Below are 16,220 nucleotides of genomic sequence, written 5' to 3'. Positions count from 1 at the left end.
CTTTTGAAAGTTAACGTATTGGCGATGACGTGCTCAGGTAACTTGTGAAACGAGCAGTATATGCTTTAAAAAACATAAAAAAACGCTCATCCCAAGGCCTTATTGCCTAGGGACGAGCGTTTGCCCGCGGTTCCACCCTAGTTGATACACAAAAGGTGCATCCACTTTATCACGTATTGCTCGAGACTGCCGTTTCCTTGCGGCTTCAGGCTTTCACTATCCCTGAATCGCTTTTTGTGCAAGTACTTATAAGTCCGTCATCGCTACTTATATTAATAATAATGAACATATTCTAACACGTTCTTTTTTAAATCTCAATAGAGGAACGCGTCTATCTATGATAGAGTCTCGCCTATTTTTTCGTTATTTATTCCGTAATTTTCTTTAATGTGCTTAATTGCTTCACGCCTGCTGAGCGGGGCAAGTTCGTTATTTTGCACGTATTCCCAAACGACATCGGGCTTTGTTTTTGCATATTCGCGAAGTACCCATCCAATCGCTTTTTGAATGAAAAATTCTTTCGAAGAATGTAGTTGTCCAATAACCCAAAAAAGAAGTTCTTCATCCATCTTTTGTTTATATTTTAGCTGGAATAAAATAGCGGCGCGTTGTAACCATATGTTATCTGATGCAATCCATTTTGGAATATAGGCAGAAATCAATTCGGGATGTTGTAAAAAGATATTACCTAAAAATGTAGGGACGATGCTATCGACAGTGTCCCACCAAGATTTTGTTACAATGAGTTCTTCTAAGAAGGGGATATGCGTTTCGTTTATATGCTTTTTATATTTTTGCATCATATCGAGTGCGGCTGCCTGAAATTCTCGTTCTGGTAAATCCCAAAGCTCACGTACGATAACTTGGAAGTCTTTTTGGTCTGGGAGAGTATGTATTTGAATGACGTCTTTCAATAATTGTCTTCTCTCGGGAGTTTGAATACCAAGAAACGGGAAGTGATTTTTCATATAACGTGCCATCGGTTCTGCTTTTTCTGGGTTTTGATTTGCTATGAAGTGCTCTTGTAATGTTTTTACAAATGGGTGCATAAGTACATTCTCCTCTCTTATTATCTTGCTTATTTCATTATACAGAGAGTTTGGTTGAATTTTAAAACATAACTTGCCATGTAACGAAATATGTTGAAAGTAGAGAGGAGAGGATAAGATGGAAGATCAAGGCGTACTAGCAGGTTTCTTTGCTCTTAGTTTTGCGTTTATTCTTGTTATCATAATTTGGGCAATTATTTCGTATTTGTTAACGGCTTTTGCACTGTATACGATGGCGAAAAATGATGGTGCAACGGATGGGGTTCTTGCTTTTATTCCTTTTATAAATAGTAAAACGTGGGGCGATTTAGCAAAAGATAAATTACCAGATTTCTTGAAAGAAGAAGCAGGATGGAAAGTATTCGGCATATATGTCGCGTGTTTCATTTTTAATTTCGTACCAATTATAAGTATACTAGCAACAGCTGTATCGATTGTGTTGTCCATTTATCTCATCTACGCTATCTTAGACAGATATGGAACGAACTCTATATTATTTACAATTATTCATGTCATCACATTTTCGGTGTTCTTGCCGATTCACTTGTTCATTATTCGAAATGAGCCGGTGAGGTATAACGAGTAGCATATGTAATATTTGAGATAGAAAAAGCGCCCTGAAAGCAGGGCGCTTTTTGTGCTACATAAGGTAGCGTACATAAATATAAATATGAGAAATGATTAATGAAACGATCATAATTGGGAAACCGACTTTTAAGAAGTCCATGTAGCTAAATTTATGTCCTTCTCGGCTTGCGATACCTGCAACGATTACGTTAGCAGAAGCGCCGATTAATGTTCCGTTTCCGCCTAGACAAGCACCTAATGCTAATGCCCACCATAATACGTCGATTTGTGCGTCAGCAGGTGATAAACCTAATCCGACAGCCATATCGTTAATAAGAGGAATCATTGTTGCAACGAATGGAATGTTATCAATTGTTGCAGAGGCGATACCAGATACCCATAAAATAAGGATAGATGCGTAAGAAATATCTCCGCCTGTTATGCCAATTACTTTTTGAGCTAACATTTTAATAAGACCGATATCGATAAGTCCTCCAACGAGTACGAATAGTCCTGCGAAGAAGAAGATTGTTACCCATTCTACACTTGCGAATACTTCTTCAATTTCATGTTCTTTCACACCGATTAACATAAGTACAGTAGCACCAGTTAAAGCGATGATAGCTGCATCAACGTGGAAAATGGAATGAGTCATGAAACCTACAATTGTAAGTCCAAGTACTGTTAAAGATTTTTTCATTAATACTGGATCTTTAATATATTGCTTTTCATCTAAACTCATTAATTTTTTAACTTGTACAGGATCAGCGATTAATTGTTTGCGGTACATGAAGTAAAGTATTGTCGCTGTCACACCAATGATAATAATTACGATTGGCGCTAAGTTTAGTAAGAAAGCATTGAAATCTAAATGCTTATTGGCAGAACCAATCATAATGTTAGGTGGATCACCAATTAATGTTGCTGTTCCCCCGATGTTTGAAAAAATAATTTCAGAAAGTAAATAGGGGACAGGATTTACTTGCAGTATGCGCGTAATAGATAAAGTAACTGGAACAACAAGAAGTACAGTTGTAACGTTATCTAAAAACGCGGAACCAAGTGCAGTAAGTAAGGAAAGTGAAATTAAAATTTTAATTGGATTTCCTTGCGCTCCTTTTGCTGCTTTAATGGCAACGTATTGGAAGACGCCCGATTTACTCGTAATGTTCACCAAAATCATCATACCGATGAGTAGTGTAATCGTCCCCCATTCAATATGTTTCGTAAAGGCATTGTGTAAATCAACAACCCCCATAATTACCATGAGTGCTGCACCAAGAAGTGCGATGACAGCGCGATTAATTTTTTCAGAAATAATAATAGCATATGTAATTAAAAAGACTGCGATAGCAAAATAATACTGCCAGTTTGCGAGCTCTTGCGTTGTTTCGTGCAAAACTCTCATCTCCTTTCATTCACTTTTCTTAGTGTGTCAAAAATTAACTAGATGAAACACACATAACGTCATTATAAAGTAGAAAAATGTCGGATGTAAATGAAAGGGCTTATTTTGTTATATTTTCTGCAAAGGTTACTTTTTCTTATTTTTAAAAATATTTGCGGGCATTTGACATATATATAAGATACATCCAATCTGAATATTTAAAATGGAATTAGCATTCGAGCTTGTTCGTGTAGGAGTGTCAAATAGAAAGGAATGACAAAGATGATAAGGAAGGGATCGTATGAATGAACAACAATTTTTATTTTTGGATTTTGAGTTTACGATGCCCCAGCACAGAAAAAAACCAAAAGGATTTTTCCCGGAGATTATTGAGGTAGGACTCGTTTCGGTTGTTGGCTGTAAGGTAGAAGATACGTATTCAGCTCATGTTAGGCCGAAAACTTTTCCATCTTTAACCGATCGATGTAAGAAATTTTTAGGGATTAAACAAGAAGTCGTAGATAAAGGAATTTCGTTTCCAGAACTCGTTGAAAAACTTGCAGAATATGAAAAGAGATGTAAACCGACCATTGTTACGTGGGGAAATATGGATATGAAAGTGTTGAAGCATAATTGTGAAAAAGCGGGAGTAGATTTTCCTTTCCAAGGACAGTGTCGTGATTTATCACTTGAGTATAAGAAGTTTTTTGGTGAGAGAAATCAAACAGGACTGTGGAAAGCAATTGAGGCGTATGGAAAAGTAGGGACGGGTAAGCATCATTGTGCGCTAGATGATGCGATGACGACGTATAATATTTTTAAGTTAGTAGAAAAAGATAAAGAGTATTTAGTGAAACCAGCACCTCCAACATTAGGGGAACTCGTTGATTTTTCAAAAGTGTTAAAGAAAGTGAGTACACAGTAACGACCAAATTGCACAGTATGTAATTTGGTCGTTTTGTTTTTTTAAAGTTTGTAGTCTTTTTTTAATTGCTCTAATGTTTCTAGACTACGAACTGCAAAAGGTGAATCATCTTCAGAAAATGAATTCATTTGAGTTTCTAATGCTAATTTGAGTGAATCTGTATAATCTGGAATTTCTCCTTCATACTTCTTTACCATTTGCTCTGGAATGTTCGTCTGTTCACGAAAAGCTAAAGCACGTCTTTCGTGGAAAAATGGTACGTCAGCTTGTTTTACGTTATGTAAGTCACCTTGCACCGGATGTTTTAAAACAGCTAATACTTTTACGACGTAACTGCCAGGGCGGCTATTTGTAACTTCGCCAATGTATTTTCCCGTTTTATAAATACCAGTAACGATTTCGCCAATTTCAAATGTTTCTCTCATATTTTTCACCTCAAGTTTATAGTAAGGAAAGTAGGAGAAGGAGTCAAAGAAATCATTCGCGTTCGGAATGCCCCCTTGAGAATGTGGATAGGTTCCACTATAATTTAAGTTAATATAACAGAAAATTCTGATGTTTTGTGAATCCTATAATAAGGAGTGATTTATATGATGCCATTATATTTTCCGGAAGATAAAACAGAATATATTATTCCAGGGATTGTTTGCGTTCTATTCATCATTGGTGCGGTTGCCACGTGGCGTATGTTCATTCGTGTATCAAAACGAGAAGCAGATCGATTACAGAAAGTTGAAGAAAAGCTGTTAGCTGAAAAGAAACAGTAACTCATTTTTGTATGTTTCCCTCTATGCTCGGACAATCTAAGGGCAGAATGTATTTTGGAGGGAATAAAATGAAAAAACGGCTTTTTTTCAGTTGTTGTTTACTATTTCTGATGGCAGGTTGTGACCAAGGAAAGCCGAAAGAAATTGACGTGAAATTACATAATGCTTCAGGTGATGAAGTGGGGACTGCGAAAGTAGTGCAGCAAACAAGCGGAGTAAAAATTAAGATTAAAGGGGAAGGGTTCACACCTGGCCCACACGGCATACATGTACATGAAATTGGTGAGTGTAAAGCACCGCGTTTTGAATCATCTGGGAATCATTTTAACCCTGATAATAAAAAGCATGGACTCCTTAATCCGAAGGGTGCAGAAAACGGTGATTTACCGAACGTAATTGCAGACGGTTCCGGGAAAATTAAAGCAGAAATTGATGCGCCACATATAACGCTTGAAGAAGGGAAAACGACGATTCATAGAAAAGATGGAGCGTCTATTATTATTACAGAAAATGCTGATGATGGTATGACACAACCGACAGGTAAATCAGGTGATCGAATTGCTTGTGGTGTTATTGTAAAAAAAGCGTCGGATATGAAGAAAAAATAAAAGCTACCGTGCGCGGTAGCTTTTTTGTAGTATAAGTGAAAATATATCGGCGATTATTGGAATATATCGACCGTAACTCAAAATATATCGGCGATTTTTAAAATATATCGACTTACCGACAAAATATGACAAAGGAGGCTGTCCCAAATAGCCTCCTTTCTTATTATGAAAACGTATGGCGCAGCCTATTTAAAATTTCTTCTAAAACAGACCTTGGACAGCCGATGTTAATTCGAATATGTTCTTCGCCGCCTAATCCGTATTTTTCACCAGGTTCAACGATAATTTTTCCTTTTTCCTCAAGCAATGTAGTGCGCTCATCTTGAGAAAGCTGTAGGCGAGAGCAATCAATCCATAATAAAAAGCTACCTTCTGGCTTCGTTACGGAAAGAGCAGGTATGTGATCTTTCATATATTCACAAGCGAACTTAGCGTTATCTTCTATATATAATCGAATTTCATTTAGCCAATCGTTACATTCTGTATAGGCACTTACCATCGCTGTATAGGCAAATGTATTTAATCCGTGAAAGCCTTGTCTATATTGGATAGATGTAAAAGCTTGACGGAGTTTTTCATTTGGAATGATAATAATCGATGCTTGTAATCCAGCGATATTAAATGTTTTACTTGGAGCCATACAAGTTATCGTGCGCGCTGCTAGTTCTTCAGATAAAGAAGCGAACGGTGTATGTGTATGATTTGCATAAATAATATCGGAATGAATTTCATCTGCGACAACGATTACATTATATTTTGTACATAAAGATCCAAGCTTTGTTAATTCCTCTTTCGTCCAAACACGCCCTATCGGGTTGTGAGGACTGCAAAGAAGCATAAGTTTGACGCCTTGTTGAAATTGCTTTTCTAAATGTTCGAAATCTATCGCATATGTATCATTGTGTTTCTGTAATGGACTTACGCATAATTGTCTATTGTTTGTTGTGACCATTTCGAAAAATGGGGGATAAATAGGTGGTTGTACGAGAACGGATTCGTTTTCCTTTGTGAAGGCCTGTATGCTCGCACTAAGAGCTGGAACGATTCCGGCGCTAAAGACAATCCATTCTTTTTGAATATCCCAGTTGTACTGTTTTTTTGTCCAGTTACAAATAATATCGCCAATATTTTCGGGAGGAAGTGTATAGCCGAAAATAGGATGCTCGATACGTTGCTTTAAAGCAGTTTGAATTGGTTGAGGTACTTCAAAATCCATATCAGCAATCCACGCGTGGATAAGTTCTTCGTTTTTATATGTATCCCATTTTGTACTATGAGTTCCACGGCGATTGACTGCTTTATGAAATAGTTGCATAAGTTTGCTCCCTTCTTCTGTAAAACCGTTAAGTTATGAAAGTTCTCTCTCTTCTTATAGAATAGCTGATGTGATAGGATAAAGAAAAGTATTAAAAAGTGAAAAGGCGGGAAGCGAATGGGTACATATGAAAAGATGATAGAGGTTGTGAAGAATTGGGATCCGTTTCAAATGGGACCGGAGTTTTATGAAACAGAAGCGAGCGATGTTGTGAACGTCGCAAGTGTGTTTGATGATTCAAAATACATCGCAAAGAAGATTCAACATATATACTTTATGTCTTTTGAGGAAGTACCTGCGCTTGAAAAATGTGAGAAGTTAGCTGTGGAATTACTTGTAATAAAAGAAGGCGGAAGTTGTTCATTGTAGGCTGTCGGAATTTCCGACAGCCTTTTTGATATTATTGCGCAGAAAAAGCGATAATTTCTTCATAAACATGTTCCGGTTTTTCTTCAGGTAGTAAATGCCCTGTATTTTCATAAGAAATAAATTTCGAATTCGGTAAATCTTTGTGCAGACGATGACCTACATGTACAGGGACGACCCGATCTTTTTCACCCCAAATGAGTAGAGTAGGTGTTTCGATTTTTTGTAATTCAGTTGAAGATAAGTCACCTTCACGATCTCGTATCATACGAGTTAAAGCGGGGAATATACGGTTGTCATAAAAAGGAGCAGAGTAACCTGCCTTCATTTCATCGTCAATTAATGAATGATCATGAACGACATTCATTAAGTTATGAACAATGCCGCGCCGTATAATCCAATTCTTTACGTATAAATGAAAGAACGGTAAATAAGAAGAGTACAGTAAAGGTAAAGTTGCGCGTGCTAAATAGCTCGAGCTACATAGTAAAATTGTCTTTGAAATTAATTCAGGACGTATACGGTTTACGTAAAGTGAAATTTGGCCGCCCATAGAATGTCCAACTAACACAATGTTTGAGAGAGATAAGTGTTCAATTAAATCGATTATAATCGTTGCTAAATTATGATAAGAATACTTAAATAGATGAGACTTATCACTCTTTCCGAACGGTGGTAAATCAAGAGCAATGACTGTTCCTTCTTTCGATAATAAAGGAATAAGACGGCGGTAGCTGAATGAGGAAGATAAAAAACCGTGAACGAGTACGAAAGTAGGACGTTCTGTTTTATTGTCATGTTCATACAATTCGTAATGAACAGTAGTGCCGCGAGTGGAAAAAGTGAAATAAGGACAAGTAGATTCGTGATTCATTTTTTGTCACTCCATTGATTTTTGTTCATATCATTTCCAAGGCAGAAAAAAATATGTTAACAAAAAAAGGCAAGATGACGATGTCATCTTGCCTTTCGTATATTCAGTATTACCCGCGAACAATATTAGGTGGTGTTTTTCCTTGTAACGCTGCAACTAAATTTTCAGCGGCGGTCATAGCCATTTGTTGCCTAGTTTTTAATGTTGCAGATCCGATATGTGGTAAGGTCACAACATTTTGTAATGATAAGAGCGGATTATCTTTTTGAATCGGCTCTTGTGTAAAAGTATCGATGCCTGCTGCAAAGATTTTCTTTTCTGTTAACGCATGAATTAACGCTTCTTCATCTACTGTTTTCCCGCGAGAAGCATTAATGAAGATAGCTGTTTCTTTCATGAATGAAAATTCCTTTTCTCCGATAAGATGGTACGTTTCATCTGTTAATGGAGTAAGAAGAACGATAAAGTCAGACTGTTTGAGTAGCGTCTGTAAATCACAATATGTAGCATCGAATTTTTGTTCAGCTTCTTCTTTTCGGCGACGGTTATAATAAAGAACATCCATATCAAATCCGAATTTCGCTCGTTTTGCAACAGCTTCACCAATTCGGCCCATACCGATAATGCCGATTGTACTATGGTGTACATCTAGCCCAAAGTGCTCTTTTCCAATTTCCGCATTCCATTTACCATTTTTTACGTAGGAGTCGAGTTCACAAACACGACGACCAGCAGATAACATAAGAGCAAAAACGAGGTCAGCTACTGTATCATCTAGTACGTAAGGTGTATTTGTTCCGAGGACATTGCGCTTTTCCATCGCTTGTAAATCAAAATTATCGTAACCGACAGAAATGTTGCTTACTACTTTTAAGTTAGGAGCCGCCTCCAATAATTCTTCATTAATAGCAGATCCGAAATTTAATAAACCATCTTTATCTTGTATTTTCTCTAGTAGAACATCACGAGGTACCTTCTCATTTTGCTCCCATTTTTCATAATCACAGTGTTCTGATAAATAGTTTTCTACAAATGTTGGAACTGGTTCAGCAATATAAACTTTTGGTTTCACGGTTCCATCCCCTTTCGCTTTATCACGCATTTATCCGCTGATTAAAGTTTCACTTTACCCCGCTTTAACGAGCAGTAAGACTCCCACCTAAAAAGAAGGTTGAGACAAAGAAGTGAGGTGGGAGATCAACTGCTCGTAAAAGCCCGATTGGTGCGGGCTAATAATCAGCGGGGTGAAGCATTCCGCTGATTAAAGTTTCACTTTATTTTGACATAATTCACTAAAAAAATCTTCTTTTCAAACTGGAAAGGCTATTTGTATAATTTAGACACAAACGAAAAGGAAGGATGATTTATATGGTGACAGAAAAAGAATTAGAATTATTAGCTTGTCTTGAAAAAAGTAGTCGATTAACTGTAGATACATTAGCGAAGCTGTTAAATATAGAAGTAGAAGAAGTAAAGAAAATGGTTGAAAAATTAGAAGCGGAAAAGATTATCGTGGATTATGTAACACATATCGATTGGACGAAGGTGAAAGAACATACAGGTTTAACGGCAATGATTGATGTGAAAGTTACGCCAAAGCACGGCGTTGGGTTCGATGCGGTTGCTGAGCAAATTTATCGTTATTCAGAAGTGAAGTCTGTGTATTTAATGTCAGGGACATATGACCTTTCTATTACATTAGAAGGAAAGACAATGGGAGAAGTGGCGATGTTTGTTTCTGAGAAATTAGCAACAATTGAATCTGTCGTTTCTACGACAACGCATTTCATTTTGAAGAAGTATAAACATGAAGGAATTATTTATGAAAAAAACGATGATGATAAGCGAATTGTGGTGACACCATGAAGCAATTTGAACTATCTAGAGCAGCGGAATCTTTACAACCATCTGGTATTCGAAAGTTTTTCGATTTAGCAGCAAATATGAAAGGTGTTATTTCGCTTGGAGTAGGAGAGCCTGATTTCGTTACACCTTGGAATGTGAGGCAAGCATGTATCCGTTCTTTAGAACAAGGATATACGTCATATACAGCAAATGCAGGATTATTGGAGCTCCGTCAAGAAATAGCAAAGTATCTAAAAAAACAATTTGCAGTTTCTTATGATCCAAACGATGAAATCATTGTTACAGTTGGAGCAAGTCAGGCGTTAGATGTAGCGATGCGCGCCATTATAAATCCTGATGATGAAGTACTCATTATTGAGCCAAGTTTCGTTTCTTATGCCCCGCTTGTGACATTAGCTGGAGGCGTTCCAGTTCCTGTGGCGACTACTTTAGAAAATGAATTTAAAGTACAACCAGAACAAATTGAGGCAGCTATTACAGCGAAGACAAAGGCAATTTTACTTTGTTCACCAAATAACCCAACAGGTGCAATGTTAAACAAGTCCGAGCTTGAAGAAATAGCAGTGATTGTTGAGAAGTACAATTTAATCGTATTATCTGATGAAATTTATGCAGAACTTGTATACGACGAAGCATATACAAGTTTCGCGAGTATTAAAAATATGCGCGAGCATACGATTTTAATCTCAGGATTTTCAAAAGGATTTGCAATGACAGGATGGCGTCTTGGTATGATTGCAGCTCCTGTTCATTTTTCAGAATTAATGCTCAAAATTCATCAATATTCTATGATGTGTGCACCGACGATGTCTCAGTTCGCAGCACTTGAAGCGTTACGTGCGGGGAATGATGAAGTAATTCGGATGAGAGATAGTTATAAGAAACGCCGTAATTTTATGACGACATCTTTTAATGACATGGGATTAACGTGTCATGTGCCAGGCGGAGCATTTTATGTCTTTCCTTCCATTTCTTCAACCGGACTATCTTCAGCGGAATTTGCAGAACAGTTATTATTAGAAGAAAAAGTGGCTGTTGTACCTGGAAGTGTATTTGGCGAAAGTGGCGAAGGGTTTATTCGTTGTTCGTATGCAACATCGCTTGAACAGCTTATGGAAGCAATGAAGAGAATGGAGCGGTTTATAGAGAATAAAAAAAGGACAAAACACAATACGTTTTGTCCATAAAAGGGGGGGAATACTAGAAAGCCATGTGTTAGTATTCTATCCTAATATTGGAGAATTATACTTACTTAAGGAAATTTTTTCATGAATTTTGAATGAGCTCTGTCATAGTGGTATAATTTACTAATATAAGGTATGCGTATCTTGAGTTGCTTTACTTAGGGTACGTATTAACTAATCGGATATTTAACAATAAATCATCTGCTTTGCTATCTACAATTGTAGAGAAAATGGTAAACGTATGGGAGTGTTTCATATGTCAGAACAATATACAACAGGAGTGGTTGTAACAGGGAAAGTGACTGGGATTCAAGATTACGGTGCATTTGTAGCGTTAGATGCAGAAACACAAGGACTTGTGCATATATCTGAAATTACAAATGGATATGTAAAGGATATTCATGACTTTTTAAAAGTCGGCGATACAGTAGAAGTAAAAGTACTTTCAATTGATGAAGAACACAGAAAAATGAGTTTATCGTTAAAAGCGGCGAAAAGAAAACAAGGACGGATTCTTATACCGAATCCATCTAAGGACGGATTTAATACGCTGCGAGAAAAGCTAACAGAATGGATTGAAGAGTCCGAGTTAACAAAGTAAAAGAGGAGCGCATATGAGCGTTCCTCTTTTACTTTTTCTTATGATATATATTGGCAAATATGATTGCATGCAATCATATTCGTATGTCGAAGGTGAGTAAGGACATACTGACTAGCGAATTTCGTTCGTTTCTGGGTGAGTACCAAGATTTTCTGATGGTTTAAAGAGTAAACCAAGATTGATCAGCCCAGAAATACCGACGATGCCGTAAATAATACGTGCAAGAGCTGAGTTTTGTCCACCGAAAATGGCTGCCACTAAGTCAAACTGGAAGAACCCGATTAATCCCCAGTTCACAGCGCCAATTACAGTAAAGACTAATGCGATACGTTGCAGTGTACTCATGAAAAAGCCCCCCTTAATTGTGAAGCATGAGCAAGCGATGAGTTAATTAACTCTTTTATAGAATGGTGTAGTTATGTTGTTTTTATACATAAAAAATGTTTGAAACAGGATGTATATACATCTATACCGAAAAATGCGAATTTTTATGCAAAAAATGAACTTTTTTTAAAAAATATATATTGGTTACGTTTACAATTGGCTAATCGCTTGATTTACAACTTCAGTTTCGCTAAAGTGAATACAGAAATACATATCCATAATTGGAGGGAAAAAGATGAGTACACATGTAACGTTCGACTATTCTAAAGCGTTATCCTTCATCGGTGAACATGAAATCACTTATTTACGTGATGCAGTGAAAGTAACACATCACGCAATCCACGAAAAAACTGGAGCTGGGAACGATTTCCTTGGGTGGGTAGACCTTCCGCTTCAATATGACAAAGAAGAATTTGCTCGCATTCAAAAATGCGCAGAAAAAATTAAAAATGACTCTGACATTTTACTTGTTGTAGGTATCGGTGGTTCTTACCTAGGAGCACGTGCAGCAATTGAAATGTTAAACCATTCTTTCTACAACACACTTTCTAAAGAACAACGTAAAACTCCACAAGTGCTATTTGTTGGACAAAACATTAGCTCCACTTACATGAAAGATTTAATGGATGTATTAGAAGGTAAAGACTTCTCTATTAACGTTATTTCCAAATCAGGTACAACAACAGAGCCTGCACTAGCATTCCGTATTTTCCGTAAGTTGTTAGAAGAAAAATATGGAAAAGAAGAAGCTCGCAAACGTATTTATGCAACGACAGATAAAGCGCGTGGTGCATTAAAAACATTAGCTGATAATGAAGGTTACGAAACATTCGTTATTCCAGATGATGTTGGAGGACGTTTCTCTGTATTAACGCCAGTTGGTTTATTACCAATCGCAGTGAGTGGCTTAAATATTGAAGAGATGATGAAAGGTGCAGCTGCTGGTCATGATGACTTCGGAACATCAGAACTAGAAGAAAACCCAGCTTACCAATATGCAGTAGTTCGTAACGCTTTATACAATAAAGGAAAAACAATTGAAATGCTTGTTAACTATGAGCCAGCACTTCAATACTTCGCTGAGTGGTGGAAACAGTTATTTGGTGAAAGTGAAGGAAAAGATCAAAAAGGTATTTTCCCATCTTCAGCAAACTTCTCAACTGACTTACACTCATTAGGTCAATACGTTCAAGAAGGTCGTCGTGACTTATTTGAAACAGTTCTAAAAGTAGGTAAACCTACACATGAACTAACAATCGAATCAGAAGAAAACGATTTAGATGGATTAAATTACCTTGCTGGTGAAACTGTAGACTTCGTAAACACGAAAGCATACGAAGGTACATTACTTGCACATAGCGATGGCGGAGTACCAAACTTAATCGTAAATATTCCTGAATTAAATGAGTACACATTTGGTTACCTTGTATACTTCTTCGAAAAAGCATGTGCGATGAGCGGCTACTTATTAGGCGTAAATCCATTTGACCAACCAGGAGTAGAAGCATACAAGAAAAACATGTTTGCTTTACTTGGCAAACCAGGATTTGAAGAATTAAAAGCAGAATTAGAAGAGCGTTTAAAATAATAAAAAGCGGCCGGATCCGGCCGCTTTTTATTATTTCATCGAAAAGTCCATCAGTATATTCAAACTAGAGTGGGTATGCTAAGGAAAAAGTCTAGGAGGGATGGACTTGATTCCGATTCAATCAAATTTAGAAGGACGTACATATGCGTTATATAAGTTAGAAGAAATCATGAAGCCACTCGGATATAGCATTGGTGGCAATTGGGATTATGATAAAGGATGCTTTGATTATAAAATTGATGAAGAAGATGGCTATCAATTTCTGCGAGTGCCCTTTACAGCAGTGAATGGTGAATTAGATGTGCCAGGCGTAATAGTCCGTCTTGAAACGCCGTATATTCTTTCGCACGTATATCAAGACGAACTAGATGATCATGTAAATACGTTAACAGCCGGCACGAGTGGATTGGATCAATTTGCTGAGCCGAAAGATCCAGATGGAGATGTAAAAAGAAAATATATCAATATTGGGAAAGTGCTCATGCAGGAACTAGAGCGTCATTTTACTAATGGTGAATAACAATGAGTATGTCGCTTTCAATGAGAACAAAAGAATGAACTGGGTTAATCATATATTGTTCGTCGCGCTTTATACCTAGTAAGAGAATGTTTTGCTTTAAAAGAGTATAGCTACAATTTGCAAAACTTTGTCCAGTGCAGGATGGGGGAAGCTCCATCAGTTGTAATTTATTATCAGAGATTTCGTCGTAAAGTGAAAATAGTACACCTGAAATGGAAGGGAATAAAAGAGAAGCGGTAAATACATAGCTCGTTAATTTATTTCCTTCTATAATTTCTGACACGCCAGCTCTCGTTGCATTTTGTATTTGTTCAGAAGTGAGAAGTTCAGCGATGCAGTGAATGTTTGGGTTGAGCCCTTTTGCAGTTAAAATATTTAAAATGGACTGTGTATCCGCTAAGCTTTCGTTTTTTTCTTTATCAGCTGTTATTAATATAGTGTGAGCCGTTGTAATATTAGCTTTTAATAGCGTTTGATCGTGATGGGGGCACCCCTTTATAAATTCTAAATGATGAAATGGTTTTGGAAGTAAAGAAAGTGTTTCATCAATTAAAACGATATCAAGGTTCGGCTGTAATACGTGCATTTGTTTTACAACGTGCTTTGCCCGTTCGTTCCAGCCGACGATAATCATATGACCGTTAGAAGTTGCAGCTTCTTCTCCTTTAATCTTCATATATTGTTTACTAATCATTTCAGTAGCGAACAGCACCATATAATAAGAACAAAATCCGGTTCCTAATAAAATAATACCTATACCGATAAGTTTGCCCATTAGTGTATGAGGGGCAAAGTCACCGTAGCCAACAGTGAAAATGGTAACGATTGACCACCAAACTCCATCAAACCACGTAGTGAAGTGGGATGGTTCTAATCTATGTATAAGAAAGCCGGAAAAAGCAGTAAGTACAATAATAAAGCAAATTAAACGAAAAATAATGGAATCACGAAATGTATCTACTAAATTTGGACGGGATTTCAATTGCCTATTCCTCCTTACTTTGCAAGACTACATTCATTGTTACCATTATAGAAAAAAGAAAAACTCTCTAATTGAAAAGAGAGTTTGTTTTACGTTACATACTTTCCACTTCAGTTTGTTGAACACTTTCAAGATGCTGGAGAGCATAGTAAACATCAGCAGTATGTCTTTTTTGATCGATACATAATTTAAGATGCAAATAGTGAGAACCATTTTCTAACGTTTTAAGTTTCATATTCTTCACTTTTATATCCATTTCTTTTATTTCTTCAATTACAACCGGGATATTGTCCATATTTCGCACAACAAGTTTTACTGCGATATCACGTTGACGAAATGACCTAGGCCCTACAAATTTCATTGTTAACGGTATAAGTTCAACGCTAATCATAAGGAAACACATTCCGAAAATTGCTTCGATATAAAATCCAGCTCCAACAGCAATACCAATACCAGATGCGCCCCAGATCATAGCGGCAGTCGTTAGTCCTGCAATACTATCGTTTCCTCTTCTTAAAATAACACCAGCACCTAAAAAACCAATCCCTGATACAATTTGAGCGGCAAGTCGAAGTGGATCCATATTCATATGATCAGTATGTGGTAAATTGTAAGCTGCTTTAATAGAAACAATCGTCAGGAGGCAACTAATGATAGAAATAACTAAGCATGTTTTTAAACCAAGGGGTTTCCGTTTTAATTCGCGCTCTAAACCGATGGCGAATCCTAAAATAGCCGAGAGACCTAGTTTAATTAATAAATCGGTATAGTCCATATGTATTCCTCCTTGTATGATATGGTATATGAATAAAACATTTATTATAGAAAGAAATGTTTTTGGGTAGAGTGACTTTATATAGAATATATGTAGGAATCTCTTAGAAATGAAAGGGATATTTCGTTTAAGTATATGATATGAAAAAAGAAATGTAGTTAATTTGAAAAAAGTTTATAAAAGGTGTTGCATTTCATTTTTCACCATGATATATTAATAACCGTCGCTGATGCGGAAACGCAGAAAACGACAAAAAAGAAATTGAAAAACTTAGTTGACATCGAAAAACGAAGATGTTAACATAAGGGAGTCGCAAACGAGCGACCAAGTAGTTCTTTGAAAACTGAACGAAACAAACAACGTGAAACGTCAATTTTTATTTTATGATGCTAGACAAACTAACTTTATTGGAGAGTTTGATCCTGGCTCAGGATGAACGCTGGCGGCGTGCCTAATACATGC

General features: G+C 36.8%; 19 protein-coding genes. 10 read left to right on the top strand and 9 right to left on the bottom strand.

The genetic code is table 11. The annotated features are described in order from the left end of the window. Positions 1–335: 335 nt before the first annotated feature. Complete coding sequence (locus PDK19_RS19385) at positions 336–1,049, bottom strand: DNA alkylation repair protein (RefSeq protein WP_014893445.1); 714 nt, start codon at positions 1,047–1,049, stop codon at positions 336–338. 118 nt (positions 1,050–1,167) lie between these two features. Between PDK19_RS19385 and PDK19_RS19380 the strand changes: the two genes are divergently transcribed. Next, positions 1,168–1,635, top strand: a complete 468-nt coding sequence (locus PDK19_RS19380; protein WP_000390059.1) for a hypothetical protein — start codon at positions 1,168–1,170, stop codon at positions 1,633–1,635. Positions 1,636–1,689: 54 nt separating this feature from the next. On the opposite strand, the gene PDK19_RS19375 is transcribed toward PDK19_RS19380, so the two are convergent. Then, a complete protein-coding gene (locus tag PDK19_RS19375; RefSeq protein WP_000545225.1) occupies positions 1,690–3,015 on the bottom strand; it encodes an ArsB/NhaD family transporter in 1,326 nt (441 codons plus the stop codon). A 289-nt stretch (positions 3,016–3,304) separates the two neighbouring features. On the opposite strand from PDK19_RS19375, the gene kapD reads away from it, so the two are divergent. Next, positions 3,305–3,928 carry a 3'-5' exonuclease KapD gene (kapD, locus tag PDK19_RS19370; RefSeq protein ID WP_001005369.1) on the top strand — a complete coding sequence of 208 codons (624 nt, stop codon included), beginning with the start codon at positions 3,305–3,307 and terminating at the stop codon, positions 3,926–3,928. Positions 3,929–3,969: 41 nt separating this feature from the next. On the opposite strand, the gene PDK19_RS19365 is transcribed toward kapD, so the two are convergent. After that, entirely contained in the window at positions 3,970–4,353 is a 384-nt protein-coding gene (locus tag PDK19_RS19365; protein ID WP_001209341.1) for a kinase-associated lipoprotein B, read from the bottom strand. A 165-nt stretch (positions 4,354–4,518) separates the two neighbouring features. On the opposite strand from PDK19_RS19365, the gene PDK19_RS19360 reads away from it, so the two are divergent. Together PDK19_RS19360 and sodC are read left to right on the top strand one after the other, a co-directional pair. Continuing rightward, entirely contained in the window at positions 4,519–4,695 is a 177-nt protein-coding gene (locus PDK19_RS19360; protein WP_000982762.1) for a hypothetical protein, read from the top strand. Positions 4,696–4,763: 68 nt separating this feature from the next. Next, on the top strand, positions 4,764–5,303 hold the full coding sequence (gene sodC / locus PDK19_RS19355) for a superoxide dismutase [Cu-Zn] (RefSeq protein ID WP_000746511.1): 540 nt from the start codon (positions 4,764–4,766) through the stop codon (positions 5,301–5,303). Between the two features lie 163 nt (positions 5,304–5,466). Here the strand turns inward: sodC and PDK19_RS19350 are convergent, their stop codons facing one another. Continuing rightward, positions 5,467–6,618, bottom strand: a complete 1,152-nt coding sequence (locus PDK19_RS19350) for a MalY/PatB family protein (protein WP_049111695.1) — start codon at positions 6,616–6,618, stop codon at positions 5,467–5,469. A gap of 117 nt (positions 6,619–6,735) precedes the next feature. Here PDK19_RS19350 and PDK19_RS19345 point away from each other — a divergent pair, with 117 nt between their 5' ends. Beyond that, positions 6,736–6,987: a YugE family protein gene (locus PDK19_RS19345; protein ID WP_000537636.1), complete on the top strand. Its 252-nt coding sequence runs from the start codon at positions 6,736–6,738 to the stop codon at positions 6,985–6,987. Between the two features lie 31 nt (positions 6,988–7,018). On the opposite strand, the gene PDK19_RS19340 is transcribed toward PDK19_RS19345, so the two are convergent. Then, entirely contained in the window at positions 7,019–7,858 is an 840-nt protein-coding gene (locus tag PDK19_RS19340) for an alpha/beta fold hydrolase (RefSeq protein ID WP_049111697.1), read from the bottom strand. A gap of 109 nt (positions 7,859–7,967) precedes the next feature. Then, a complete protein-coding gene (locus PDK19_RS19335) occupies positions 7,968–8,960 on the bottom strand; it encodes a 2-hydroxyacid dehydrogenase (RefSeq protein ID WP_014893446.1) in 993 nt (330 codons plus the stop codon). A gap of 266 nt (positions 8,961–9,226) precedes the next feature. Between PDK19_RS19335 and PDK19_RS19330 the strand changes: the two genes are divergently transcribed. The 3 genes from PDK19_RS19330 to yugI all read left to right on the top strand — a co-directional run bounded on the left by PDK19_RS19330 (position 9,227) and on the right by yugI (position 11,509). Next, positions 9,227–9,724, top strand: a complete 498-nt coding sequence (locus tag PDK19_RS19330; RefSeq protein WP_000255706.1) for an Lrp/AsnC family transcriptional regulator — start codon at positions 9,227–9,229, stop codon at positions 9,722–9,724. Continuing rightward, a complete protein-coding gene (locus tag PDK19_RS19325) occupies positions 9,721–10,911 on the top strand; it encodes an aminotransferase (RefSeq protein WP_016718788.1) in 1,191 nt (396 codons plus the stop codon). Before PDK19_RS19330 ends, PDK19_RS19325 begins: the two co-directional genes overlap by 4 nt. A gap of 253 nt (positions 10,912–11,164) precedes the next feature. Next, positions 11,165–11,509, top strand: a complete 345-nt coding sequence (gene yugI, locus PDK19_RS19320; RefSeq protein WP_000003767.1) for a S1 domain-containing post-transcriptional regulator GSP13 — start codon at positions 11,165–11,167, stop codon at positions 11,507–11,509. Between the two features lie 111 nt (positions 11,510–11,620). Here the strand turns inward: yugI and PDK19_RS19315 are convergent, their stop codons facing one another. Further along, entirely contained in the window at positions 11,621–11,854 is a 234-nt protein-coding gene (locus tag PDK19_RS19315; RefSeq protein WP_000105788.1) for a DUF378 domain-containing protein, read from the bottom strand. Positions 11,855–12,128: 274 nt separating this feature from the next. Here PDK19_RS19315 and PDK19_RS19310 point away from each other — a divergent pair, with 274 nt between their 5' ends. Beyond that, positions 12,129–13,481, top strand: a complete 1,353-nt coding sequence (locus PDK19_RS19310; RefSeq protein WP_000103652.1) for a glucose-6-phosphate isomerase — start codon at positions 12,129–12,131, stop codon at positions 13,479–13,481. 106 nt (positions 13,482–13,587) lie between these two features. Further along, positions 13,588–14,001 carry a YugN-like family protein gene (locus PDK19_RS19305; RefSeq protein WP_000612336.1) on the top strand — a complete coding sequence of 138 codons (414 nt, stop codon included), beginning with the start codon at positions 13,588–13,590 and terminating at the stop codon, positions 13,999–14,001. Here PDK19_RS19305 and PDK19_RS19300 read toward each other — a convergent pair. Further along, entirely contained in the window at positions 13,988–14,983 is a 996-nt protein-coding gene (locus PDK19_RS19300) for a potassium channel family protein (protein ID WP_014893447.1), read from the bottom strand. The genes PDK19_RS19305 and PDK19_RS19300 overlap by 14 nt on opposite strands. A 94-nt stretch (positions 14,984–15,077) precedes the next feature. Continuing rightward, the gene (locus PDK19_RS19295) at positions 15,078–15,758 is read right to left on the bottom strand and encodes an MgtC/SapB family protein (protein WP_000386681.1); all 681 of its coding nucleotides are present in this window, start codon (positions 15,756–15,758) and stop codon (positions 15,078–15,080) included. Positions 15,759–16,220: the final 462 nt, after the last annotated feature.

Source organism: Bacillus cereus group sp. BcHK124, assembly GCF_027712065.1.
Taxonomy (GTDB): Bacteria; Bacillota; Bacilli; order Bacillales; family Bacillaceae_G; genus Bacillus_A; species Bacillus_A pacificus.
This window is presented reverse-complemented; position numbering and strand designations above follow the sequence as displayed.

Coding starts and splice junctions, on each gene's coding strand:
- PDK19_RS19315 (WP_000105788.1), bottom strand. CDS start 11,854: ATGAGTACACTGCAACGTATCGCATTAGTCTTTACTGTAATTGGCGCT.
- PDK19_RS19295 (WP_000386681.1), bottom strand. CDS start 15,758: ATGGACTATACCGATTTATTAATTAAACTAGGTCTCTCGGCTATTTTA.
- PDK19_RS19350 (WP_049111695.1), bottom strand. CDS start 6,618: ATGCAACTATTTCATAAAGCAGTCAATCGCCGTGGAACTCATAGTACA.
- PDK19_RS19330 (WP_000255706.1), top strand. CDS start 9,227: ATGGTGACAGAAAAAGAATTAGAATTATTAGCTTGTCTTGAAAAAAGT.
- PDK19_RS19385 (WP_014893445.1), bottom strand. CDS start 1,049: ATGCACCCATTTGTAAAAACATTACAAGAGCACTTCATAGCAAATCAA.
- PDK19_RS19340 (WP_049111697.1), bottom strand. CDS start 7,858: ATGAATCACGAATCTACTTGTCCTTATTTCACTTTTTCCACTCGCGGC.
- kapD (WP_001005369.1), top strand. CDS start 3,305: ATGAATGAACAACAATTTTTATTTTTGGATTTTGAGTTTACGATGCCC.
- PDK19_RS19345 (WP_000537636.1), top strand. CDS start 6,736: ATGGGTACATATGAAAAGATGATAGAGGTTGTGAAGAATTGGGATCCG.
- yugI (WP_000003767.1), top strand. CDS start 11,165: ATGTCAGAACAATATACAACAGGAGTGGTTGTAACAGGGAAAGTGACT.
- PDK19_RS19310 (WP_000103652.1), top strand. CDS start 12,129: ATGAGTACACATGTAACGTTCGACTATTCTAAAGCGTTATCCTTCATC.
- sodC (WP_000746511.1), top strand. CDS start 4,764: ATGAAAAAACGGCTTTTTTTCAGTTGTTGTTTACTATTTCTGATGGCA.
- PDK19_RS19335 (WP_014893446.1), bottom strand. CDS start 8,960: ATGCGTGATAAAGCGAAAGGGGATGGAACCGTGAAACCAAAAGTTTAT.
- PDK19_RS19380 (WP_000390059.1), top strand. CDS start 1,168: ATGGAAGATCAAGGCGTACTAGCAGGTTTCTTTGCTCTTAGTTTTGCG.
- PDK19_RS19360 (WP_000982762.1), top strand. CDS start 4,519: ATGATGCCATTATATTTTCCGGAAGATAAAACAGAATATATTATTCCA.
- PDK19_RS19325 (WP_016718788.1), top strand. CDS start 9,721: ATGAAGCAATTTGAACTATCTAGAGCAGCGGAATCTTTACAACCATCT.
- PDK19_RS19365 (WP_001209341.1), bottom strand. CDS start 4,353: ATGAGAGAAACATTTGAAATTGGCGAAATCGTTACTGGTATTTATAAA.